This window comes from Mycobacterium sp. Aquia_213 (assembly GCF_026625985.1).
In the GTDB taxonomy this organism is placed as follows: domain Bacteria; phylum Actinomycetota; class Actinomycetes; order Mycobacteriales; family Mycobacteriaceae; genus Mycobacterium.
This window is the reverse complement of record NZ_CP113116.1, coordinates 1,662,027-1,684,444: the sequence shown is the minus strand read 5'-3', so window position 1 is coordinate 1,684,444 and position 22,418 is coordinate 1,662,027. Positions and strand designations below refer to the sequence as shown.

Annotated in this window: 22 protein-coding genes; 7 read left to right on the top strand and 15 right to left on the bottom strand. The window is 65.7% G+C overall.

Annotated features, from left to right (window positions below; all coding sequences use genetic code 11):
* Positions 1-181: 181 nt before the first annotated feature.
* From LMQ14_RS08070 to LMQ14_RS08060, 3 genes are read right to left on the bottom strand one after another with little or no spacing between them, the layout of a single operon-like run.
* On the bottom strand, positions 182-1,345 hold the full coding sequence (locus LMQ14_RS08070; protein ID WP_267734238.1) for an amidohydrolase family protein: 1,164 nt from the start codon (positions 1,343-1,345) through the stop codon (positions 182-184).
* A complete protein-coding gene (locus tag LMQ14_RS08065; protein WP_267734237.1) occupies positions 1,342-2,391 on the bottom strand; it encodes an amidohydrolase family protein in 1,050 nt (349 codons plus the stop codon). Before LMQ14_RS08065 ends, LMQ14_RS08070 begins: the two co-directional genes overlap by 4 nt.
* Complete coding sequence (locus LMQ14_RS08060; protein WP_267734236.1) at positions 2,388-2,747, bottom strand: Rieske (2Fe-2S) protein; 360 nt, start codon at positions 2,745-2,747, stop codon at positions 2,388-2,390. The genes LMQ14_RS08065 and LMQ14_RS08060 overlap by 4 nt, the downstream gene beginning before the upstream one ends.
* Before the next feature lie 193 nt (positions 2,748-2,940).
* Between LMQ14_RS08060 and LMQ14_RS08055 the strand changes: the two genes are divergently transcribed.
* Both LMQ14_RS08055 and LMQ14_RS08050 read left to right on the top strand, forming a co-directional pair.
* Complete coding sequence (locus LMQ14_RS08055) at positions 2,941-4,167, top strand: cytochrome P450 (RefSeq protein WP_267734235.1); 1,227 nt, start codon at positions 2,941-2,943, stop codon at positions 4,165-4,167.
* Positions 4,164-5,321 carry a Zn-dependent alcohol dehydrogenase gene (locus LMQ14_RS08050; protein WP_267734234.1) on the top strand — a complete coding sequence of 386 codons (1,158 nt, stop codon included), beginning with the start codon at positions 4,164-4,166 and terminating at the stop codon, positions 5,319-5,321. The genes LMQ14_RS08055 and LMQ14_RS08050 overlap by 4 nt, the downstream gene beginning before the upstream one ends.
* A gap of 4 nt (positions 5,322-5,325) precedes the next feature.
* Here the strand turns inward: LMQ14_RS08050 and LMQ14_RS08045 are convergent, their stop codons facing one another.
* The 7 genes from LMQ14_RS08045 to LMQ14_RS08015 form a co-directional block, all read right to left on the bottom strand.
* Complete coding sequence (locus LMQ14_RS08045) at positions 5,326-6,087, bottom strand: SDR family NAD(P)-dependent oxidoreductase (protein ID WP_267734233.1); 762 nt, start codon at positions 6,085-6,087, stop codon at positions 5,326-5,328.
* A complete protein-coding gene (locus LMQ14_RS08040; RefSeq protein WP_267734232.1) occupies positions 6,084-6,524 on the bottom strand; it encodes a VOC family protein in 441 nt (146 codons plus the stop codon). Before LMQ14_RS08040 ends, LMQ14_RS08045 begins: the two co-directional genes overlap by 4 nt.
* Positions 6,525-6,533: 9 nt before the next feature.
* A complete protein-coding gene (locus LMQ14_RS08035; RefSeq protein WP_267734231.1) occupies positions 6,534-6,743 on the bottom strand; it encodes a hypothetical protein in 210 nt (69 codons plus the stop codon).
* A gap of 24 nt (positions 6,744-6,767) precedes the next feature.
* A complete protein-coding gene (locus LMQ14_RS08030) occupies positions 6,768-7,946 on the bottom strand; it encodes a PucR family transcriptional regulator (RefSeq protein WP_267734230.1) in 1,179 nt (392 codons plus the stop codon).
* Between the two features lie 66 nt (positions 7,947-8,012).
* On the bottom strand, positions 8,013-9,626 hold the full coding sequence (mdlC, locus tag LMQ14_RS08025) for a benzoylformate decarboxylase (protein ID WP_267734229.1): 1,614 nt from the start codon (positions 9,624-9,626) through the stop codon (positions 8,013-8,015).
* A 284-nt stretch (positions 9,627-9,910) separates the two neighbouring features.
* The gene (locus LMQ14_RS08020; protein WP_267735410.1) at positions 9,911-11,131 is read right to left on the bottom strand and encodes a cytochrome P450; all 1,221 of its coding nucleotides are present in this window, start codon (positions 11,129-11,131) and stop codon (positions 9,911-9,913) included.
* An 11-nt stretch (positions 11,132-11,142) separates the two neighbouring features.
* On the bottom strand, positions 11,143-12,165 hold the full coding sequence (locus LMQ14_RS08015) for an LLM class F420-dependent oxidoreductase (RefSeq protein ID WP_267734228.1): 1,023 nt from the start codon (positions 12,163-12,165) through the stop codon (positions 11,143-11,145).
* An 87-nt stretch (positions 12,166-12,252) separates the two neighbouring features.
* Between LMQ14_RS08015 and LMQ14_RS08010 the strand changes: the two genes are divergently transcribed.
* Entirely contained in the window at positions 12,253-13,749 is a 1,497-nt protein-coding gene (locus LMQ14_RS08010; protein ID WP_267734227.1) for an acyl-CoA carboxylase subunit beta, read from the top strand.
* Positions 13,750-13,783: 34 nt separating this feature from the next.
* On the opposite strand, the gene LMQ14_RS08005 is transcribed toward LMQ14_RS08010, so the two are convergent.
* Genes LMQ14_RS08005 through LMQ14_RS07985 form a run of 5 tightly spaced genes read right to left on the bottom strand, consistent with a single transcriptional unit; the run spans position 13,784 to position 18,418 of the window.
* Positions 13,784-14,851 carry a TIGR03857 family LLM class F420-dependent oxidoreductase gene (locus LMQ14_RS08005; protein WP_267735409.1) on the bottom strand — a complete coding sequence of 356 codons (1,068 nt, stop codon included), beginning with the start codon at positions 14,849-14,851 and terminating at the stop codon, positions 13,784-13,786.
* Complete coding sequence (locus LMQ14_RS08000) at positions 14,815-15,195, bottom strand: nuclear transport factor 2 family protein (protein WP_267734226.1); 381 nt, start codon at positions 15,193-15,195, stop codon at positions 14,815-14,817. Before LMQ14_RS08000 ends, LMQ14_RS08005 begins: the two co-directional genes overlap by 37 nt.
* Positions 15,192-16,319, bottom strand: a complete 1,128-nt coding sequence (locus LMQ14_RS07995) for an alpha/beta hydrolase (protein WP_267734225.1) — start codon at positions 16,317-16,319, stop codon at positions 15,192-15,194. Before LMQ14_RS07995 ends, LMQ14_RS08000 begins: the two co-directional genes overlap by 4 nt.
* Before the next feature lie 19 nt (positions 16,320-16,338).
* A complete protein-coding gene (locus LMQ14_RS07990; protein ID WP_267734224.1) occupies positions 16,339-17,961 on the bottom strand; it encodes a flavin-containing monooxygenase in 1,623 nt (540 codons plus the stop codon).
* Positions 17,954-18,418, bottom strand: coding sequence for a nuclear transport factor 2 family protein (locus LMQ14_RS07985; protein WP_267734223.1), 465 nt, complete (start codon positions 18,416-18,418; stop codon positions 17,954-17,956). The genes LMQ14_RS07990 and LMQ14_RS07985 overlap by 8 nt, the downstream gene beginning before the upstream one ends.
* A 96-nt stretch (positions 18,419-18,514) precedes the next feature.
* Between LMQ14_RS07985 and LMQ14_RS07980 the strand changes: the two genes are divergently transcribed.
* The 4 genes from LMQ14_RS07980 to LMQ14_RS07965 are packed head-to-tail and all read left to right on the top strand — an operon-like array spanning position 18,515 to position 22,417.
* The gene (locus LMQ14_RS07980; protein ID WP_267734222.1) at positions 18,515-19,507 is read left to right on the top strand and encodes a Rieske 2Fe-2S domain-containing protein; all 993 of its coding nucleotides are present in this window, start codon (positions 18,515-18,517) and stop codon (positions 19,505-19,507) included.
* On the top strand, positions 19,504-20,139 hold the full coding sequence (locus LMQ14_RS07975; RefSeq protein WP_267734221.1) for a cysteine hydrolase: 636 nt from the start codon (positions 19,504-19,506) through the stop codon (positions 20,137-20,139). The genes LMQ14_RS07980 and LMQ14_RS07975 overlap by 4 nt, the downstream gene beginning before the upstream one ends.
* Entirely contained in the window at positions 20,136-20,756 is a 621-nt protein-coding gene (locus LMQ14_RS07970) for a PaaI family thioesterase (protein WP_267734220.1), read from the top strand. The genes LMQ14_RS07975 and LMQ14_RS07970 overlap by 4 nt, the downstream gene beginning before the upstream one ends.
* An 8-nt stretch (positions 20,757-20,764) precedes the next feature.
* Entirely contained in the window at positions 20,765-22,417 is a 1,653-nt protein-coding gene (locus LMQ14_RS07965) for an acyl-CoA synthetase (protein WP_267734219.1), read from the top strand.
* Position 22,418 lies beyond the last annotated feature (1 nt).

Genomic DNA, 22,418 nt, shown 5'->3' with positions numbered 1-22,418 from the left:
GGGTGTCGTCCGGGCCTGACGGGAGGCCATGTCGGAGACCATATTCAAGGTAGACCTGATCGGCCGCGAGCCGTCACACTCCCACAGCTGCGACCCGCCGGCGACATCGAGCGCCGGCGATTTCGCGTGATATTCGCTGATCAAAGCCTTCGGCCGGACCGCGAGGCCGGGCCCGGGCGACTCAGCTGTCGAGGGTGACGGCCTCACCGGGGAGTGCCCGGACGGTCGCCGGCAACCCATACAGAGCGGTCGCGTTCCCACGCATGATCCGCTCCCGCTGGTCGGCGGGGAACCGGTTGATCGCGTACGTCGGCGAGTCATAGCTCCAGTGCGGGTAGTCCGTCGAGAACATGAGATTGTCTCCCAGGTCCATCATTTCCAGATACTCGCGGAACTCTACGGTGTCGGCGTCTTCCAGCGGCTGCGTGGTGAAGCGGACATGTTCACGCACGTAGTCCGACGGACGGCGTCGCACCTGCGGCAAGTCGGCGCGGCGGGCCTCCCAGATCCGGTCCATTCGTGACATCACCGGCATCGCCCAGGTGAAGCCGCCCTCGATGAACACCACCCGCAGGTCGGGATGCCGGTCGAACGCGCCGTCGAAGACCAGGCTCATCAGATGCGACACATAGAGCAGTGGCCACGACGCGAAGAAGTCGTGCCAGTGCGCGGGGTTGCCGACCGGGTAGAGCGGGATCAGTTCGAACGGCGTCTGACCCATCAGGTGCGTGGAGATCGGCAGCCCGTTGCGCGACGCGGCTTCGTAGAGGGGATCGAAATGCGGGTTCCCGAACGGGATTCCGCGGGTCTGCGGTGTCATCAGTACCTGGGCCAGGTACGGATGGCCGGCCCATCGCTCGACCTCGCGCGCCGCCTGCTCCGGCGTCTGCGCGCTGACGCTGATCGACCCGCGCCAGCGGCCGTGCGCGTTGTGCTTGTCCAGCCAGACGTCGGCCAGCCAGTCGTTATAGGTGGACTTCAGCACGTGCTCGGCCTGGGGTAGTTGCGCGTCGCACATCGGCTCCAGCGACGCGATGCTGACGCCGGCGTCGACGAGCAGCTGCTGGGCGGCGTAGTCCGGGTCGCTGCCGGCGACTCCCCCGTTGGGCGGCCACGAGTCCATGCGCAGCGACGACGTCTTGAACGAGTCCGGGGTGTCGTAGAAATACGACATCGGGCTCACCGCATTCCCGGTCGGCCAGATCTTGTCCACCCACTCGGCCGGTGCGTACGACTTGAGCACCTCGGTCGAGACCGGCAACGGGTGCACGTCGGTGTCCACGATGGTGACCGCGATGTGGTCGTCGCGACCGGTCTGTGATTCGACTCGTTCGATCGTGGTCATTGCGTTCGCTCCTTTGCCCCAAGCCCGTAAAGCTCACTCGCGTTTCGCCACAACACCCTGTCGCGTTGCGCGGCATCGAGCCCCTGGGCGGCCACGTCCGGTGACGACGTCGACCAGTGCGGATAGCTCGAGCCGTACATCAGCAGCTCGGATTTGCCGCTGAACTCCATCCAGCGCTGCGTGTGGCCCGCTTCGGGGGGCCCGTCGAATGCCGACGAGCAGAACCGGACGTGGCCGGGCAGGTACTCGCTGGGATAGCGGTCGACCCACGGCGTCTGGTCGCGCATGGACAACCAGAACGTGTCCAGCCGCCACAGCAACGGGGTGAGGATGTCGTAGCCGCCGTCGGCGAAGACGAATCTCAGTCCGGGGAGCCGGCCGAACACGCCCTCGACGATCAGCGTGGACAGATGCACGAAGTAGTTCAGCGGCATGAACGCCGCATATCCCGGGTAAGTGTGGGCGTGGCCGGCGAACGTGGGGGCATGGTCCACACCGTTGCCGCCGTTGATGTGCACCGCGACCGGTAGACCGTGCGCGGCGGCAGCCTCCCAGATCGGTTCGAACATCGGCTTGCCGTACGGCTCGCGCGACTGCATCGGGATACCGACCTGCACGAGTTTCGGATGATCGGCCAGGCGTTCGATCTCGGCGACCGCGCCCCGCGGGTCTTCGGGGTTGACCCGGATGGTGCCGCGGAACCGGTCGGTGGTGTCGGGCTCGAGCCAGCGATCGAGGAGCCAGTCGTTGACCGCGGCGCAGATGCGGCTGTTGAGCAGGTAGTCGGCGATATTGCCGCGCGTCATCGGGTTGAGGATGGCGAAATCGATGCCCATGTCGTCGAACAGGTGGCGGCTGACGGCCTCGGGATCAGAGCCCGGGTACGAGTCGCCGTCGTAGAGGTCCTGCCGGTAATCGCCGCCCGGGGCCTGGTACCACTGCTGCTCCACGTCGGGGATCGCGCGCAGTTGGTGCGCGTCGGGGAGGTAGCGCCGGATCTCGGCGTTGTAGCGGAAGTGCGGTTGCACATTGGTATCGATGATCATGCGGTCAGGTACACCTCCCCGTCGCTGACATCGACTTGGTAGGTGCGGACGCGACGTTTCGGATCGGCAAGGTTTTGCCCTGTGGTGACATCGAATTCCCAGTTGTGCCAAGGGCATCGCACGATCTGCCCGTCGCGCACGCGGCGTATCCCGCCGGGCTCCTCCGGCGCCGATTCGGTGGTGCCCCCGAGCAAGCCCAGGCATAGCGGGGCGCCTTCGTGCGAGCAGTAGTTGACGATCGCGTAGAGCGCGCCCCGCACGTTGTAGACGCCCACACCGAACTTGCCGACGTCGACCAGTTTCATCCCGCCGGGCGGCAGCTCGTCGAGGGAGCACACGAAACGCCGCTGGGCCACTTGAGAATCACCGCCTCCTGGACCTATCCAGATCAATACTGAACCCGTTACGGTAACCACTACAAGCCGTTGGGCTTCGTTGCTATTTATACTATGATAGCGACAATCGCTCGAAGACACCCGCCGAAGAAGCCGGGGCGGTCAGGTACCGGCCCGCGTCAACGGCCTTACCGGTTGCTCAGGAGGAGCGCTGATGCCGTTAAGCACCGACCCCGTCGGCCAGCCCGTCACCCTCGATTTCACCGGTGAAACCAGCCCCTATCCGTTCTACGAGTACATGCGGCGTACCGACCCGGTCTGGCACGGCGCCCTGGGGGATCACTCGCAAATGCCCGAGGACATGCGGCCGAACGACGAGTGGGTGCTGTTCGGCTATGACGGTGTGTTTCAAGCCTTTCGCGACGACCGGATCTTCACGTCGGCCGCCTACGAGAAAACCATCGGTCTGGTCATGGGGCACACGATCTTGGCTATGGGCGGCAAGGAACACCACGACCATCGCAGCCTGGTGGCCAAGGCCTTTCGGGCCACCGCACTGGAACGTTGGGAGCCGTCGGTCATCGGGCCGGTCTGCGATCAGCTGATCGACGAAATCAAACACGACTGTCACGCCGACCTGGTGAAGGCGCTGACGTTCGAGTTCCCGACCCGGATCATCTCGGTGCTGCTCGGACTTCCCCCGGAGGATCTCGACATGTTCCGGCGGCTGTCGCTTGACCTCATCTCGATTCCGACCGACATCATGGCCGGGCTCAACGCCGCGACCGAATTGCACGGTTACTTCCTCGAGCAGGTCGAACAGCGGCGACGCAAGCTCACCAACGACATCATCGGCGACCTGGTCGCCGCCGAGATCGATGGCGAGAAACTCACCGACGACGCGATCATCGCGTTCTTGCGCTTGCTGCTGCCGGCCGGACTGGAGACGACCTACCGTTCGTCGGGCAACCTGTTGTACCTGCTGCTGACCCACCCCGAGCAGCTGGAGATGGTCCGGCAGGACCGGTCGCTGATCCCCGCCGCCATCGAGGAAGGCCTGCGGGTCGAGACGCCACTGACCATGGTCATGCGCACCACCACCGAAGAAGTCGAAATCGGCGGCAAGACAATCCCCGCGGATGCGCAGATCGACATGTGCATGGGCTCGGCCAACCGAGACGAAAGTCGTTGGCCCGACGCGAATCGCTTCGACATCCACCGGCCGCGCCAAGCCCACATCGCATTCGCCGGCGGCATCCATATGTGCCTCGGAATGCATTTGGCCCGCCTGGAAACCCGGGTCATGTTGAACAGCCTGCTCGACCGGGTGTCGAACCTCGCCTTTGTTCGCGACGACGGCACCGGCGAGGAGTCCAGGATCATCGGCCTCACCTTCCGGTCGCCGAACAAGCTTCCCGTCACGTTCACCCCGGCAGCATGAAAAGCCGGGCTGCGATCCTGCACGATGTCGGCGGACCGTGGTCTGTCGAGGATTTCGAGCTGGACGCGCCGCGGGCCGGCGAGGTGCTGGTGGAGATGGCCGCGGCCGGGATGTGTCACTCCGACGACCACATCCTCAAGGGCGACATGTCGGCGCCCAACGAGGTGCTGCGTTCCCTCGGGCTGCCCACCATGTTCCCGATGATCGGCGGTCACGAGGGTTCGGGCGTCGTGCGCGAAGTCGGGGACGGCGTAACGGAATTCGCGCCGGGCGACCACGTCGTGATGTCGTTCGTCGCGGTGTGCGGGCAGTGCCGCTGGTGTGCGAGCGGCATGGAGTACATCTGCGACATGGGTGCCGGCGTGCTGACGCCGGGCATGCCGACCGATGGCACCTACCGCCATCACACCGCCGACGGCAAGCCACTGGGCCATCTGGCCAAGGTGGGCGCGTTCTCCACCCACACTGTGGTGTCGACGAATTCGCTGGTGAAGATCGAGCCACACCTGCCGCTGGCGCCCAGCGCCCTGCTGTCCTGCGCGATACCGACCGGGTTCGGCTCGGTGGCCAACCGCTCGAATATGCGCCCCGGTGACACGGTCGTCGTGATCGGTGTCGGCGGTATCGGTACGGGCGCGATTCAGGGCGCCCGGGTCGGCGGTGCCGCGTACATCGTCGCGGTCGATCCGGTGGAATTCAAACAGAAGTCGGCGTTGCAGTTCGGTGCCACCCACACCGCCGCAACCGCGGTCGAGGCAATGGATCTGGTGCGCGACCTGACCTACGGAGTCATGGCGGACGCCGTCGTCGTCTCGCCATCGCTGATGGTCGCCGAGGATGTCCGCGACGCGGTGCGGCTCACCCGCAAGGGCGGGACCTGCGTGCTGACCGGGATGACTTCCCAGTTGACCAACTCAGTCCAGATCGATCTGCAGGATTTCATCCTGTCGAACAAGTCGCTGGCCGGCACCGTGTTCGGTTCGTGCAACCCGAGAGCCGACATCTTCCGGCTGGCCAGGCTCTACCAGACCGGGCAGCTCCTGCTCGACGAGATGATCACCCGGCGTTACCGTCTCGAGGACATCAACGAGGCTTACGACGACCTCCTGAACGGCAAAATCGTCCGGGGCATCATCGATTTCGGGATCGAGTAGGTCCCTACCCCCGCCGGTCGTCATCCCTGACCGCTTTCTTGTGTGCCATCAGCCGCTGCACCTGTCCGTAGGCGTCGATCGGACTGTGCAGGGCCAGGCCCCCATCGGCGTGCACGACCTGTCCTGTCACCCAAGGCAATTCGAGCACACCCACAATGGCCTCGGCGACGTCGGCGGCTTGTCCCAGGCCGCCCAGCGCGGTGCGCTCGGACAGGCCTTCCACCCAGCCGGGCAGCGCTTCGGGATTGGGCAGCATCGGCGTTCGGGTGACACCGGGCCCGACGGCGTTCACCCGGATGCCGCGTGTCCCCCACTCCACGGCGGCGACCTTGATCAACATGTCCACGCCGGCCTTGGACACGCAGTAGGCACCCATGTCGCGATCGGCGATCGAGCCGCTGATGCTGGACACCGCGACGATCGAACCGCCCACGCCCGCGTCGATCATGGCCTGCGCCGCGGCGCGGATCGTCAGCCAGGTGCCGGTGAGGTTCACCGCCAGCACCCGTTCCCACTCCGCGGGCGACTGCTTCAGCAGCACACCCGCCGCTCCCACCGCCGCGCATGTCACCACCCGGGCGGGCACACCATACTCGCGCACGGTTCGTTCCATCGCCGCCGCCACCGCCTCGGGATCGCTGATATCGCAAGCGATATCGGCGTCCGACAGGTCCCACACCACGACGTCGTGACCGTCGCCGCGCAGCCGTCCGGCGACTTCGCGCCCGATCCCGGACGCGCCACCGGTTACCAGTGCGGCGCTCATTTCGCCCGCCCGATCAGCTCGACGAGTACGCCGTCCGGCGCGGTGATCACCGCCATTGCGACGGTCTTTCCGTCCGGGGCCACGACATCGATGCGACGAACACCATCGGTGAAACCCAACGCCGCCAAGGCGGCCAGCGTCTCGTCGACTTCACGCTGCAACGAGAGCAAGAAGAATCCGTGCCGTGGCGCAGTCGACCCCGGTAGTGCCGCGTCGGCGCCGGCCAACTCCACCAGTTCCACAATCCCGCTGCCCGGCTTTTGCGGATCGCCGAGAAAGATCGACCGCAACCGATCGCTCTTGGCGCCGAACAGTTCTGGCCAATCACCGGTGAACTGATAGTCCATCAGCTGGCTCATGCCCAGGCCGTCGCGCCAGAATCGAAGCGAGCGTTCGACATCAGAGGTGCAGATCGCGGAGTGGTGGACACCGAGCACGGTTACCTCCTACGTGATCTTGGCCGACGTGCGCTCCCACAGCTCGCCTGCGAGCCGCGGGTCGACCGCCAGGCGACTAGCTTTGCAGACCCGGCGTTTCACGTAGTACTCGCCGGGCGTCCATTCGGCATCGGAAGCACTCGAGGCGAGCCACACCAGCTGGTCGGCCCCCTCGTCAACGGTCGCGGTGAACCGCGCTTGCGGCGTGTACTGCTGCATGCCCCGGAGTGTAGCGAGCACCATTCAGCGCAGCCGGGAATCGATCTCGAAGGCCAAGCACAACTCGGCGAGCTCGAGCGGGACATTGATCGATCGCCCGGTGCATTCCTCGATCCGGCGTAGCCGATGACGAACGGTGTTGGGATGACAGAACAGCGCCGCCGCGGCTTCGGGTATCGAGCCGCGATGCGCGACCCAAACGCGAAATGTCCGATAGAGCAGATCGCTATCGACTGCGCCGGCCAAACCGCCCAGCACCGCGTCGGCCAGTCGCAGGTTGACGTCCGGAGCGGTCACCGCGGCGATGCCCAGAACGCTGTCCTCGAACTCCACGACCGGCTCGCTGGCGCTTGATCCGGTGACCGCGATCCGCGCGTAACGAAGCGCCGTCCCGATCTCCGCGAGCGCATCGAATTGCGGACTGACTCCGATGCCGTGGCTGCTCATGCGGTGCAGGGTTGCGATCAGGCTGGTGTGGGCGGCGGCCGACGGTAAGTGGACGATCCCGATTTGCAGCTCGGGCAAGAGTCGCCACGCCGAATAGATGTCGGTGCTGCGCAGGATGTCGACGACGCCGGGCAGCGCGTGTTTACCCAGCTCCGGTGTGCGCGCGGCCACGACGACATAGGGCCCCCGGGTCGGAAGCCCCAGCAGGTCGGCGATCTCCCACGGGCTGTGGCTTGCCGATGCCGTACCGGAGAACAATGCCTCGGTGAGTGCCGCGCGTTCGGCCTCGTCGGCGACGGCCTGCTGCGTCGCTCGTCGCCGGTAGCCGCTCGTCATCGCCTCGGTGTAGACGTCCTGCGCCTCCCAGATGCGTTCTGTCACGGTGAGCAACGCCTGCTGCGTGATGTTGCCGTGCGCCTCCACGATGTCCAGCAGTGCTTGCCAAATGTGGTGCGAGCCGATCCGGTAGGCCGACATCACCACGTGCAATGGCACCCGGCTTTGGGCGCGCGATTCGCCGGTGAGCGCGGCCGGGGTGGTGTCGAATGTCTGGGGCCCGGCCAAGCCGCCGAAGATGAAACGCACATTGTCGGTACAACTTTCGACAAGCTGATCCTGACTGACGACCTCGGCGTCCCGGTAGAAGTCGACTTCGTCGCGGATCGTCGAGGCGACCGCGGCGCCGAGTTGTTCCGTCTGCCGGATCAACTCGGCACCGATTAGCGATACCTGCTCGGCTGTGCGTTCCGCGCTCATGCGGATAACGGTAGAAGCGCGGGGTCATCTCGTCACGCGGGATCGTCACCGCGTGTTCGAGCCGGGTCAGCCCAGATGCGCCAGCTGTGGTTTGGTCCGCACCACGATGACCGTGGGCCCGTCGGCGGTCAGCGCCGTGGTGAACTCGGTGGCGAGCTTTTCGGTGGTATCAACGTTGACCGCCCGGCAGCCGAAACCCGTTGCCAGAGATGCAATGTCGAGTCCCGGAAGATCGAGACCGGGCACGTTCGGCGTTTTCTCCAGCAGCGCGAACGCTTTGAGGATCGAGTACTCCTCGTTGCGCATCACCACGAAGACGATGGGCAGCCGGTGCTGGGCGGCGGTGTAGATCGCCTGGATCGAGTATTGAAACGAACCGTCGCCGATGGTGGCGACCACGGTGCGGTTGACCCCGCGGGCACGATCGCCGAGTGCGACGCCCACCGCGCCCGGCACGCCCCAGCCGATGCCACCGCTGGCGGTCGCGAAGAACGAACCCGGCCGGGTAGTGGGCAGCCAATGCAGCTGCTGAGCCATCGTCGAGGTCGACTCCGTGACTACCGGGGAGTCGGCGGGTTTGACGGTGGCCAGGGTGGACCACGCCGCGTCCGGGGTCAGTGGCGACGAGTCCGCGTCGACGATTTCGATCGTCGCGGCCGGCGCGGCCGGCGCCGAAGCGGTGCCGCGGTCGTTGATCAAACCCACCAGCTGCTCGAGGGCCAACCGCGTATCGCTGATCAGGCTGTCCCCGACCGGCGCGGCTCCGGCCAGGGCGGGGTCGGCGGTGATGTGTAGCAATTCGCTGCCCTCGGGCAGGTATTCGCCGGCCACGTAGGGGTAGTAGCGGAAGACCTGTGCTCCGATCACCACGACGAGGTCATGACCACGCAGCACCTCGGCCACCCCGGCGATGGTCAACGGCAGCATGCCCCGATACAGCGGGTGGTTCTCCGGGAACGACGCGCGATCGGGCAGCGGGCCGCCGTGCACCGGGGCGCCGACCTTTTCGGCAAACGCCACCCCGGCGTCCCAGCCCCCGCTGCGATCGACCTCGGGACCGAAGACCAACAGCGGCCGCTGGGCGCGGTTGATCCGGTCGGCGAACTCCCGCAGCCGCTCGGCATCGGGCGCCACCCGATGGCTGGCGGTTCGGACGACCGCCGGCCCGAGAGCCGGCTTTTCCCAGTCGTCAAGCGGTATCGACAGATACACCGGGCCGGCCGGCGGCTGCAAAGCCACGGTGTAGGCGCGCATGAACGCCGCCGGTACATCCTCGGCGCGCTTGGGTTCATACGCCCATTTCACCCAGGGCTTGGGGAGCAACGTCTCATCGGGGTTGGTCAAATACGGTTCGCACAAGACCATTTCCCGCGTCTGCTGACCTGCCGTGACGATGAGCGGGGTGTTGCCCCGGTATGCGGCTATCAGGCTGCCCATCGCATTGCCGGTTCCGGCGCTGGTGTGCAGGTTGACCAACGTAGGTTTGCCGGTGGATTGCGCGAACCCGTCGGCCATGGCCAGCACCGAGGCTTCTTGCAGCCCAAGGACATAGGTGAAATCGTCGGGAAAGTCTTTCAGGAATGTTTGCTCGGTCGAGCCGGGGTTACCGAACACCGTGGTAAGGCCCAATTTGCGAAGCAGGTCGTAGGTGACCTCGTGGACCGTTTTTCCGTATGCCATGAGCTGCCCAACTTTCTGTACCCAGGCCCCAAGGGGCCTCACCGCAGTGCGCCGCGATTCAGTCTCGTCCCTGAGCGCGGCGGTGTCGATGTAATCGTGCACAGCGTTGGTTGGCGCCCGCTGTTTCCGAGCACAACGACTTCGACAGGCTGATACCGGTGACGCAGACTGTGGCCATGCATGCAATCGAAGTCAGTGAGCTCGGTGGGCAGCCGACGCGCACCGAGACCTTCAGGCGCGCAAGACCATTGGATCGGTGGTGCTCACACCCTAGCGGGGCGGACTCAGACCAGCGAATAGCGCACCGGCAGGTGCTTGAGGCCGCCGACGAACGTCGTGGCAACCAATTCCGGATCACCGGTCAGCTCAACCGATTTGAGCCTGGGCAGCAGCTCGGAGAAGAAGCTGTTGACTTCCATGCGGGCCAGTGCGGCGCCCATGCAGAAGTGCACGCCGTAGCCGAAGGCCAGATGTTTGTTGGGATCCCGCGATACGTCGAAACGGAACGGGTCCTCGAAGACGTCCTCGTCGCGGTTGCCCGACACATAGGACAGCAGCACGGAATCCCCTGCGGCAATCGGCACTCCGCGCACGGTGGTGTCCTCGGCAGCAGTCCGCATGAACTCTTTGACCGGGGTGACCCAGCGGATCATCTCCTCGGTGGCCAACGGCATCAGGTCGAGATTGTTGCTCAAGCGGTCGAGCTGGTCCGGATTCTCGATGAGCGCCTGCAGGCCACCGGAGATGGTCGCGCTGGTGGTGTCGTGGCCCGCGGTGGCCACGATCAGGTAGTACGACACGGTGTCGATGTCGGACAGCGGTTCGCCGTCGACGCGGGCGTTGGCGATCGCCGAGGCGAGATCCTCGGTCGGATGCTCGCGGCGCGAGGCGGTCACGCCGTTGAAATACTCGAACATTTCCAGCAGTGCGGGCAGCTGCTCCTCCGCCGTGCTTTCGCGTTTGAATTCGGAGTCGTCACTGCCGAATAACTCCTGGGTCAGCTTGAGCATGCGGGGGAAGTCGGCTTCCGGGATGCCCAGCAGCGACATGATCACGTACAGCGGATAGTTGACCGCGACCTGCTGAACGAAATCACATTCCGGCCCAACGGCCATCATCTTGTCGACGTAGATCTTCGCCAGTTCGTCGACGCGCATCTTCAGGGCGCGCATGGCCTTTGGCCGAAACCAGTCCGAACCAATCGCGCGCACCACCCGGTGCTGTGGGTCGTCCAGATGGATCAAAGTGCGCACGCCCATGCTGGCCTGTATCTCGTCGCCCTCTGCCGTCGTCAGCACCGGGCGCGGCCAGTTGGTGAAGAGCATGTTGTTGCGCTCGATATCCATGATGTCGGCGTGTTTGGTGATCGCCCAGAACGCCTTGTAGTCCGGCGCCTCGACCCGAGAGACCGGTGCGGTGGCGCGCAAGTGAGCCAGCGCCGCGTGCAGACGCTTCTCGTCGGTGTAGGCCAACGGATCTGCCAACAACCTTCCGGCGTCGTCCATCGTCGTTGTGCTCACTGGCGAAACTCCTTCATTGCGGCGGTAATACAGGTCTGGGAAGCAGTGAAAAATATCGGCAGCACGCGATCGACCACGCCCTCACACCGGCTCTTGAGCGCGGCACCGACCTTGTCCACGGGGCCGACGACCGCGAAGGCCGTCAGCATGTCGTCGTCGATCAGCGATCCCATCGCGTCCCATTCGCCCTGCTTTGACCGGCGATTCAGCTCGGTGTGCAGGTCTCCCCAGCCATGCAGCTCAAGCACTTTGCTGTACGCGGGCGTGGATCCGTAGAAGGCGATCTGCTTGCGCGTGGCCGTCATGGCCGCGGCCAGCTCGGCATCGTCTTCTCCGGTCGCGACCATCACCTCGCACGACACCTCGAAGTCGCCGCGGTCGCGGCCACTGCGCGCCATCCCGCGCAGCAGCGCCGGCACCGTCACCTCGTTGAGGTAGCGCTTCGAGACCATCGGATGGCCGAGGTGGCCGTCGGCGACCTCGCCGCACATCTCGGTCATCACTTCACCGACCGCCGCGATGAACACCTTCGGCACCGAGTAGGGGTGCTGCTCGGGGGTGAACATCGGCGTCATGATCTTGTGGGTGTAGAAGTCGCCCTCGAAGCTCAGCTTGGCCTCGCCGTTCCAGGCGGACCAGATGGCGTGCAACGCGGAGACGAATTCGCGCATCCGGCGGGCCGGATGACTCCACGGCATGCTGAATCGTTTCTCGATGTGGGGCTGAATCTGGGTGCCCAGGCCGAGTATGAAGCGGCCCTGTGAATAGGCCTGCAAGTCCCAGGCGACGTTGGCGACGATCATCGGATTGCGCGCGAACGCCACCGCGATATTGGTGCCGAGTTCGAGTCGCGACGTGTGCTCTGCGGCCAGCAGCAGCGGCAGGAAAGGGTCGTGGCTGGTTTCGGCGGTCCAGCCCCCGTCGTATCCGTGTTGTTCCAGGTTGCCGACCGCTTCAACCACGCGTTCGAGCCGATTGGGGATGCCGCCGTCAATCTTGAGGCCGGGGCCGTCAGGCATGCGGGTAACTTTACAGTAAGCAATCCAGTATGTGACCCTGCTCATCTAGGCGCGCACGATCGCATCCGCAAGAGGTAGGACTGACGCATGACAAAACCCCCGGATTGGGAGGACACGCTCTCCGATCTCGACCGTCGCCGTCAGCACGCGTGGGGCATGGGCGGGCCCGAGCGCCTCGACAAACACCGCGGAAAGGGCAAGCTCGACGCCCGCGCACGCATCGAGCGGCTGCTCGACAAGGGCACCTTCCGCGAAATCGGCACGCTCGTCGGTGGCGAGGTCGCGGCCGACGGGCTGGTGGTCGGGTCGGGCTCGATCAACGGCACGCCGGTGATGCTGGGTGCCGAGGATTTCACCACGTTGGCCGGCAGCATCGGACCCGGCGGCAACTCCAAGCGCTACCGCATCGCCGAACTGGCGCTGCGCGACAAGACTCCGCTGGTGATGTTGCTCGAAGGCGCCGGCTTCCGCCCCGGTGGCGGGCATTACGGGCGCGCCCCCACCGACCTGCTCGCCCAGGCGCAGTGCTCGGGCAAGGTGCCGACGGTCGCCGCCGTGCTCGGACCCTCGGCCGGGCATGGCGCGCTGGTGGCACCGGTGTGCGACTTCCGGATCATGAGCACTCAAGGCGCGATCTTCACCGCTGGGCCACCGGTCGTCAAAGAGTCGACGGGAGAAGAGATCTCGAAAGAGGAGCTCGGCGGACCTGTCACCGCCGTGCCGAGCGGGGTGATCCACAACGTAGCCGAAGACGACGAAGCCGTGCTCGCCGACATCCGCCGCTACCTGTCCTACTTCCCGCCCAGCGCATGGTCGTATCCGTCGCCGCTGCCCGCCGACGAGGACAGCGAACCGCGTCCGACGCCGGAGCTGCTCGACATCGTCTCGCGCGACAACCGCCGCGTCTATGACATGCGCGCGGTGCTCGACGTGGTCTTCGACCGTCCCGACTGGTTCGAAGTCCAGCCGCAGTACGGCAAGGCGATCATCTGCGCGCTCGCCCATCTCGGTGGTCACCCGGTCGCGGTTGTCGCGAATCAGCCCAACGTGCTCGCCGGCTCGATCGACGCCGCGGCCGCGGACAAGGCGGCGCATTTCATCATGGTGGCCGACTCATTCCACCTGCCCCTCATCTTCTTCGCGGACAATCCGGGCATGCTGCCGGGCAGCCGGTCCGAGCGCAGCGGGGTGCTGCGCGCCGGCGCGCGAATGTTCGCCGCCCAGACCGCGGCCACCACGGTCAAGCTGCACGTGACGCTGCGCAAGGCCTACGGGTTCGGCTCGATGGTCATGTCGCTGTTGGGATTCGACAGCCAGTCCGCGACCTTCGCCTATCCCGGCGCGACGATGGGCGCCATGAGCGCGGCCGCGCTGGGCCGGGCGACGCACGCCGGCGAGGACGTCACCGCGAAGTTGCGCGACGCCGAGTTGCAGGCGTCCTATCGCTCGGCCGAAAGCATGGGATTCGACGAACTCATCGATCCCCGTGAGACCCGTGAGGCGTTGCTGGCTTCCCTGCTTCGGGGGCTGTCGGCGCGGCAGGCCGCCGCCGAGCCGGTAAGCCGGACGGTGATTTTGCCCTGAGCTCTGCGGGCATGAACGCCAAGGGGTTCCGGCGTTAGGCCCGGTACTCGGCTACCACCGGCTCCAGCTCGTCGGGTGTCGCGCCGTGCATGATCAGCGCGTCGGCGCCGTACTCGAACTCTTTGCGAATGCGGTCCGCACATTGCTGCGCCGACCCGGTCGCCGACGGCTCCAGCCACTCGTCGGGAATCAGCGTCGCGATGTGCTCGATCTGCTCCGGCGTGGCCTTGTGGTCGATCCCGCCGGCGATCGAGGTGACGACGGAGTCGGCCCGGAACCGTTCCAGCACAGCGGGATCCCAGTCATTGGTCCGCACCAGCAGGTCGCCGTAACCCTGCAGGTACGTGGCCAGCCGGGCGACGGTCTTCTTCAGCCGCAACTCTTCGGGAAGGTGGTCGCCGACCGTGGCGAAGCACGACCACACCCGCACGCTGTCCGGATCGCGGCCCGCCTTCTCCGCCGCGGTCTTCACGGTTTTTACGCAGCGCTGCAACGTCTCCGGCGTGAAGTAGGTGTGCAGGATGACATCGTCGAAGGCACGACCGCCAAGCGCGAGCGTGTTGGGCCCGAACGCCACCAGGGCCAATCGAATGTCCTCGTTGAAGTCCGGGTCGAGGAACAGAATCGGGTATTTGCCCATCGGGCCTTCGTGATTGAAGATCAGCTCGCCGTGGAACAGGCGCCGCATGACCTGCGCCCAATCCTCCATCTGTGCGGTCGTGACCGCCGGGATGCCGAACGCGCCGTAGATCGCGGCGATGCCGCGGCCGATACCCAACGTGAACCGGCCACGCGAGAGCCGGTGCATCGTGGTCGCCCACGAACCGGTGATCAGCGGATGCCGCGTGTTGTGATTGGTTGCGGCGGTGGCGATCTGCATCCGGTTGGTCACCGCACAAGCCGCCCCGACCAGAGACGACGCTTCCTTGACGTTCCAGCGCTCGGAGATGAACGCGGTGCCGAAGCCCAGCTCCTCACCGCGGCGAGCCTCGTCCATCAACGTCGCCGGACCCTCACCTCCGGCCCCGGCCAGCAGGTAGTAGCCCAATTCGTCGAGTGTCTCGGTCAACTCCAAACTCCTTGCTTGTAGCCACAATTCCAGACTTCGGTGATCTTTCCGGCGACGACGCGGAAGATCTCCATGCTGGCGACTTCGACTTCTCCACCGTCCTTGAGCGTCATCGGCGACTGGTAGACGATCGCCACGTGTTCGCCGTCATCACCGGCGACCACCAGGTTCAGGTCGAATCGGATGGTCTCGAACATGGCCCAGTGATCGATGATGCGGTTGACTGCCTGCTCGTGCGTGAGCACTGTCGCCTCACCCACCTCGTGCCGGGTGATCGTGTCTCCGATCAACTCCTCGGCGAGCGCGAAATCGCGTTTGTTCCACACCACCAGGTTGTAGAGCTCGACGACTTCGCGCGCCGTCCGGGTGGCCGTCATCGCTGCGATACCGGTTCGTCTACCACCTCGCGCAGAAATCGCTCGGAAACCTTTTGCACGCGACGGGAGAATATGTGGCCGACGTGGCCGCCGTCGTACCAATACAGCTGACCGCCCCAGCGTTCCTGCAACGCGTCGGTGGGCTCACGCATCGCCATGCGATCGTGCCACGCCCCGACGATGAGCCGGCGCTGCGGCGGCGGTGCCGGATCGACCGCCAGCGGGTCGATCACCGACGTCAATTGCGCCACCACCGGGGATTCCAGCAGATCCCGGAATCCATCGCGCGCCGACCCCCAGCGCGAAAGATGCCGGGCGATCATCGCGTTGAGCCCCAGAATCGGGGTGTACAGCGCCACCGCGTCGATGTCGCGCTCCAGGTGCGACACCAGCGCGGCGACCGGGGTGCCCATCGAAATGCCGGACACCACAAGGACGCTGGCTTGCGGTTGCGCCCAGCGCACCACGGCGCGCACCTCCGACACCGAGCGCATCATGCCCGCGACGTTGCCGAGGGGATCCATGTCCGGATAGGCCGGCCATTCGCGGCGCCGGCACCCGTGACCCGGCTGCACCGGCATCGCGACATTGAACCCCAGCGTGTGGTGGATGTGGCCGATGCGAGACAGCAACAGATCCTCGGTGCCGCCCTGGCCGGCCCCGTGCACCCAGATCAGCCACGGCCGGGGCCGGTCGCGGTGGCGGCACAGGTGCACCACTGCCGTCGCCGGACCACTCAGACCCTCGGCCGCCAGCGTCGCCGGCAGCTCCGGGTCATGCTCGAACGTCATCCGCTCGTATGCCAGTCCGCCGATACGGTGTCGCCGTATCGACTTCACCTGCAAGGGTTTTGGCGCGCCATGCGCGCCGTCGATGCCCAGCGCCGACAGCTCCTCGGCCGCGGGTGTGCACGCGCTGAGCGGCCGGATGTCTTTGGTCAGGTTTCCGCCCAGCAGCGAAAAGCCGCTCAGCACAAGTTCGTCCAACATGACCTCGCCGAACTGGCGCACTCCCCGCGGTGACGCCGGGACCCAGCCGGTTGATTCGTTGAGGCCGGCCACCGTGCGCGGCAGCACCAAGCCCAGTTCGCGGCCGATATCAAACCCGCGCGTCGCCCATGACATGCCGCTCACCTTAAACCAGCTAAGCCAACTTGAAGCCGGCATATCCGCGGGCGGCGATTTCGTCGCAGCGGCGCCGATATTCGGGGATTCCGCCGGTATAGCCCATGTACATCCGCTTCTTTCCGGGCACGTTGCCGCCGTTGTACCACGAGTTGCAGGATGGGTGAACTAACACCGTCGGTGCGACGAGCGCGGTGGCGTGGTCGATCCATTCCTGCTGTGCGGTACTGAGCGCCTCGATCGTGCGGATTCCGTTGTCGCGCAGATGCGCGATGCAATCGCTGATCCACTCCACATGTTGTTCCAGCGCCGCGACGAAGTTCGTGGCCGCACTCGGGCTGCCCGGGCCCTGGATGGTGAACAGGTTCGGGAAGCCGGCGACCGCCAGCCCGAGGTAGGACAGCGGCCCCTCGGTGGCCCAGAACTCGCCGAGCGACATCGCGTCGCGGCCCTGGATGTCGATGCGGGACAGCGCACCCGTCATCGCGTCGAACCCGGTCGCGTAGATGATCACGTCGAGCTCGTATTCATCGGTCTCGGTGCGGATACCGTCCGGTGTTATTTCGCGAATCGGCGCCTTGCGCAGGTCGACGAGCGTGACGTTGTCCCGGTTGAACGTCTCGTAGTAGCCCTGATCGATGATCGGGCGCTTGCACGCGAACGGATGCACGGGCACCAACGATGCCGCCGTCTGCGGATCCTTGACGATGCGGGCCACCGCCTCGCCGTACAGCTGGCCGGCCATCCGATTGGCTTCGATGTCGAAGAAGATGTCGCTCCAGTTGAGCGCGCCCATCACACCGTTGTCCTCGATGGCACGCAATTGCTCTTCGCGCGACGCCGCTTTGATCGGCGGGCTGCTCAGCATTTCCAGCAGCACGGAAAAGGCGCTCAGCCGCGCCGCCCCGATCGGGTGGGCACGCTGGGCTTCCCGGATCTCGCCGTATCGGCCCTTCATCTCGTCCAGCTCGCCGGGTTCGAACTGGTGCACGCGCCAGGGCAAGGTATATGCGGGTGAACGCTGAAAGACACAGAGCTGCAAGGCTTGTTGAGCCACGACGGGGATGAGCTGAACCCCGGTGGAGCCGGTGCCGATCACGCCGACCCGTTTTCCGGTGAGGTCGAAGCCCTCCTTGGGCCAGCGGCTGGTGAACAGCGACGTTCCGGCGAACGTCCCCATTCCGGGGATGTCGGGCTCCAGCGGCACCGACAGGATGCCGGAGGCCGCGACGACGAACGGGGTGACGAAGGACTCGCCGGACTCGGTGCGCACCAGCCACACCGCGGCCGCTTCGTCGAACTCCATCGCTACGACCTTGGTGTGGAACGCAATATCGCGACGCAGGTCCAACCGGTCGGCGACGAAATTCAGGTACGCCTCGATCTCGGGCTGGGCCGGCATCGACTCCGTCCAGACCCATTCCTGCTGAATCTCTTCGGAGAAGCTGTAGGAGTACTCGATACTTTCGATGTCACATCGCGCACCGGGGTAACGATTGAACAGCCAGGTGCCGCCGACGTTTTCGGCCATCTCCAGCACCCGGGTACGAATGCCCAGCTGGCGCAGCCGGTGCAGCATGTAGAGGCCGGAGAACCCGGCACCGATCACCAGTACATCGACGGATGTATCGGCTTCAGGCATCGTCACCTCCGCTTATCTTCAGGACCGTTCGGGTCAGGTGCAGGCTCTTGATCCGCCAGGAGCCGTCCGTCTTCTCGTAGGTCTCGCGGTAATGGCCCGCGCCGTGCATCTCGCGGCCGTCGCCGAAGATGAGCAGATCCTCCATCGCCCAGATGCCGGTGGCGGTGGTGGCCGAGGTGAGGGTCAACTCCGGGGTGTGGCAATGGTGCATGGTGGCCACGCCTTCCAGACCACCCAGCACGGTGGGGACGAAGTTGTCGACGCCCTCGATCGGCGGTGCGGTCATCGGGTCCGCGCCGGCGGTGGAGACCGCCATGTCCAGGGTGACCACCACGTCGGGGGTGAATACGCCACGCCAGGATTCGACGTCTTTGGTGTCCAGAAAACGGCAGTACCGCGCCTTCAATTTCCGAAGCTCTTCCAGCTCATCAGCCGTCGAGACAACCGCTTGCGTCATCACGCTCCCTGCCGCGCCCTGGACGAACTTCTGAGGACCTGCTGAAATCTATACTGTAACGGGCTTAGTATCTAGCAGAACCTGGGAGGAGCCGCCGTGAAAGTCCCGTTTACCTGGAAGGTCACCGGGTGGTTCATGGTCGGGTGGTCCCCGGAATTCCCCGTTGGCGAAGTGCGGCCGCTGCAGTACTTCGGCGAGGATCTCGTCGCCTATCGCGACGAGTCGGGCGAGTTGCACGTGCTGGAAGCACACTGCAAACACCTCGGCGCCCACATCGGTCACGGCGGCAAGGTCATCGGCGACTGCGTCGAGTGCCCCTTCCACGGCTGGCGCTGGGGCCCGGACGGCACCAACCGGTACATCCCCTACCAGCCGGACCGCCCCAACAGAGCGCTGCGGCTGAAGTCGTATCCCGTGCAGGAGCAATACGACTGCGTGTTCATCTGGCATCACCCGGATGGCAAGGAGCCGCAGTGGGAGATGCCGGACATCTTCCGAAAGTTCCCGCAGTTCGAGACGGACCCGGCGGGCTACTACCGGGCATATCCGGAGTTCTCCCGGCGCGCCGAGCGCGAGCCGGTGCATCCGCAGATCGTCGCGGAGAACGCCCCCGACAGCGCCCATTTCGAGTACGTCCACCACGCGACGGTGACGCCGCGGGTGCTGGACTGGAAGATCGTCGACCAGGAATGGCAATTCATCGCGGGCTGGCCGGACGCGCGCAGCGACAATCCGGACGATCTCGCCTTACGGTTCCACAGCCACCTATTCGGTCTCGGCGGGGCGATCAGCGTCTTCGAGGGCGCGCAGAATCATCGCCTGATTTTCACCTGCACGCCGGTCGACGACGAAGTTTCGGACCTCTTCTACTCGATTTGGTGGCCACGCATCCCGGGCGATGACTCCGACGTGCCGCAGGGCAAACTGCGCGACGTGATCGAAAAGCAGTTCCTGTCCACGGTCTTCGACGACCTGCAAATCTGGCGCTACCAGAAGTACGTCGAACATCCGGCATTGTCCAAGGTCGACGCGAAAGGCTATATGGCACTACGAAAATGGGCGACGCAGTTCTACGACGTACCGGCATGAGCCGCCGACTCGTCGACGTCCTCGAGCCCGGACGTACCGCGATCGTCGCCCAGGAGTGCCAGGGTGCGGTCATCGGCCCCGATGCCGGGTTGGCCATGCTCGCCGAGGAAGCGCGACGCGAGGCGCTGCCCAACATCGTGCGGCTGCTGCCGGCCGCGCGGGCGGCCGGCGTGCCCATCGTGCACTGCTTGGTGCAACGGCGCCGCGACGGGCTGGGGTCCAACCACAACGCCAAGATCTTCACCATGAGTCGCGGCGCGGTCGACATCGCCCCGGGCACACCGGGAGCCGAAGTGCTTCCCGAATTAGGGCCCCAACCAAGCGATCTGGTGCTGCGCAGGTGGCACGGCGTGGGACCGATGGGCGGCACCGACCTCGACGCGGTACTGCGCAACCTCGGGGTGTCCACGATCGTCGTGGTCGGTGTTTCGCTGAACATCGCGATCCCCAACCTGGTGATGGATGCGGTCAACGCGGCCTACCGCGTCGTCATCCCCGCCGACGCCGTGGCGGGCATCCCCACCGAGTACGGTGCTGCGATGATAGCCAACACGCTGTCGCTGCTGGCAACGATCACCACGACCGACGATCTGCTCCAGGTATGGCAGCAGCAGGCCAAAGGATCCTCATGACCGACACCGCCTCCGGCACCCGCGGCGGGTTTCCGCAAATCTCGCCGGTCGAAAACGCACCGCCCGAACTAGGCCGATTCGCTGCGGCGATGCGCCGTTTGCAGGATCTGACGGTGTCCACCAACCCGGACAGCTCGATCTGGGCAAGCGCCGCACAGCTCGTCGAAAACGCGTCCGCCTTGCTCGACGGCCACCAGGCTCCGGAGCACGTGGCACCCGCCGGCCGCGTCCTCGAACTGCCCGGGCTCGGGCATCCGCTGCTACCGCCGTGGACCCTGACGGAATCCGGACCCGACGGCGTCACGATGCACGGGCACTTCACCCGGTCCCACGTGGGCGGCAACAACGCCGTGCACGGCGGCATGATCCCGCTGTTCTACGACTGGCTGTTCGGCATGGTGGTTTCCACCGCGGGCATTCGCCCGACCCGCACCGCGTACCTGCACGTCGACTACCGCAAGATCACCCCGATCGACGAACCATTGATCGCACAAGGCCGCATCAGCGATACCGACGGCCGGAAAGTCTTCATCTCCTCGACGATGACATCGGCCGATGGATCGCTGCTCAGCGAAGCCAACGGCCTGATGGTCCGCCTGCTACCCCACCAGCCGTGAAAGGCATAATGTCAGAAACCGCAACACAATTCACGGTACCCGCCGTCGCCAAGGCGGTCGCGGCCACGATCGGCGACCGCGACCTGCTGATCCAGGGCAACCAGCGATTCAGCTACGCCCAGACCATCGAGCGATCCAACCGGCTGGCCTCGTATCTGCACACCCGGGGCCTTGGCTGCCACACCGAGCGCTCGGCCCTTGCCGGCCACGAAGTGGGCCAGGACCTGTTGGGCCTGTACGCTTACAACGGAAACGAATTCGTCGAGTCGTTGCTCGGCGCCTTCGCGGCCCGCGTCGCCCCGTTCAACGTCAACTTCCGCTACGTCAAGAGCGAGCTGCAATATCTGCTCGCTGACTCGGGTGCCACCGCGTTGGTCTACCACGCCGCATTCGCGCCACGGGTGGCCGAAGTCCTGCCCGAGCTGCCGAGGCTACGCGTGCTGATCCAGATCGCCGACGACTCCGGCAACGACTTGGTGCACGGCGCAGTCGATTACGACAGCATCATCGGTTCCAGCCCAGCCGGGCCACCGCCGGTAGCGCACTCCCCCGACGACCTTTACGTCCTGTACACGGGCGGCACCACGGGAATGCCGAAGGGTGTGCTGTGGCGCCAGCACGACATCTTCATGACATCGTTCGGCGGGCGCAATCTGATGACCGGCGAGCCGGCCGGCTCGGTCGACGAGATCGTGGAACGCGTCGCCGCCAGCACCGCCACCAAGTTGATGATCTTGCCGCCACTGATCCACGGCGCAGCGCAGTGGAGCGTGATGACCGCCCTGACCACCGGGCAATCCGTCGTCTTCCCTTCCGTCGTCGACCATTTGGATGCCGAGGACGTGGTCCGCACGATCGAGCGAGAGCGAGTATCGGTGGTGACCGTAGTCGGCGACGCGATGGCCCGTCCGCTGCTCGCGGCCGTCGAGAAGGGTATCGCCGACGTGTCGTCGCTGGCGGTGATCGCCAATGGTGGCGCCGTGCTGACCCCGTATGTCAAGCAGCGCTTGATCGAAGCGCTGCCCAACGTCCTTGTGGTGGATGGTGTCGGATCCTCGGAGACCGGCGCGCAGATGCATCACCTGTCGACGTCCGGCGCGGTGTCCACCGGCACCTTCAACGCCGGCCCGGACGCCTTCGTGGCGGCCGAGGATCTGTCGTCGATCCTGCCGCCGGGACACGACGGGATCGGCTGGCTGGCCCAGCGCGGTTACATTCCGCTCGGGTACCAGGGCGACGCGGCCAAGACCGCAGCGACCTTCCCGGTCATCGACGGGGTGCGCTACGCGGTTCCGGGCGATCGGGCACGCCACCGCGCGGACGCCAGCATCGAGTTGCTGGGCCGTGATTCGGTGACGATCAATTCCGGGGGCGAGAAGATCTTCGTCGAGGAGGTTGAAACCGCGATCGCGTCGCATCCCGCGGTGGCCGACGTGGTGGTCGCGGCACGCCCCAGCGAACGTTGGGGCCAGGAGGTCGTCGCCGTCGTCGCGCTGGCCGAGGGGGCGCACGCCGATGCCGACGAATTGGTCACGCACGCAGCGCAATCGCTGGCTCGCTACAAGCTTCCCAAGGCGATCGTCTTCCGTCCCGTGATCGAGCGCAGTCCGTCGGGCAAGGCCGACTATCGCTGGGCGCGCGAGCAGGCCGTCGGCGGCTGAC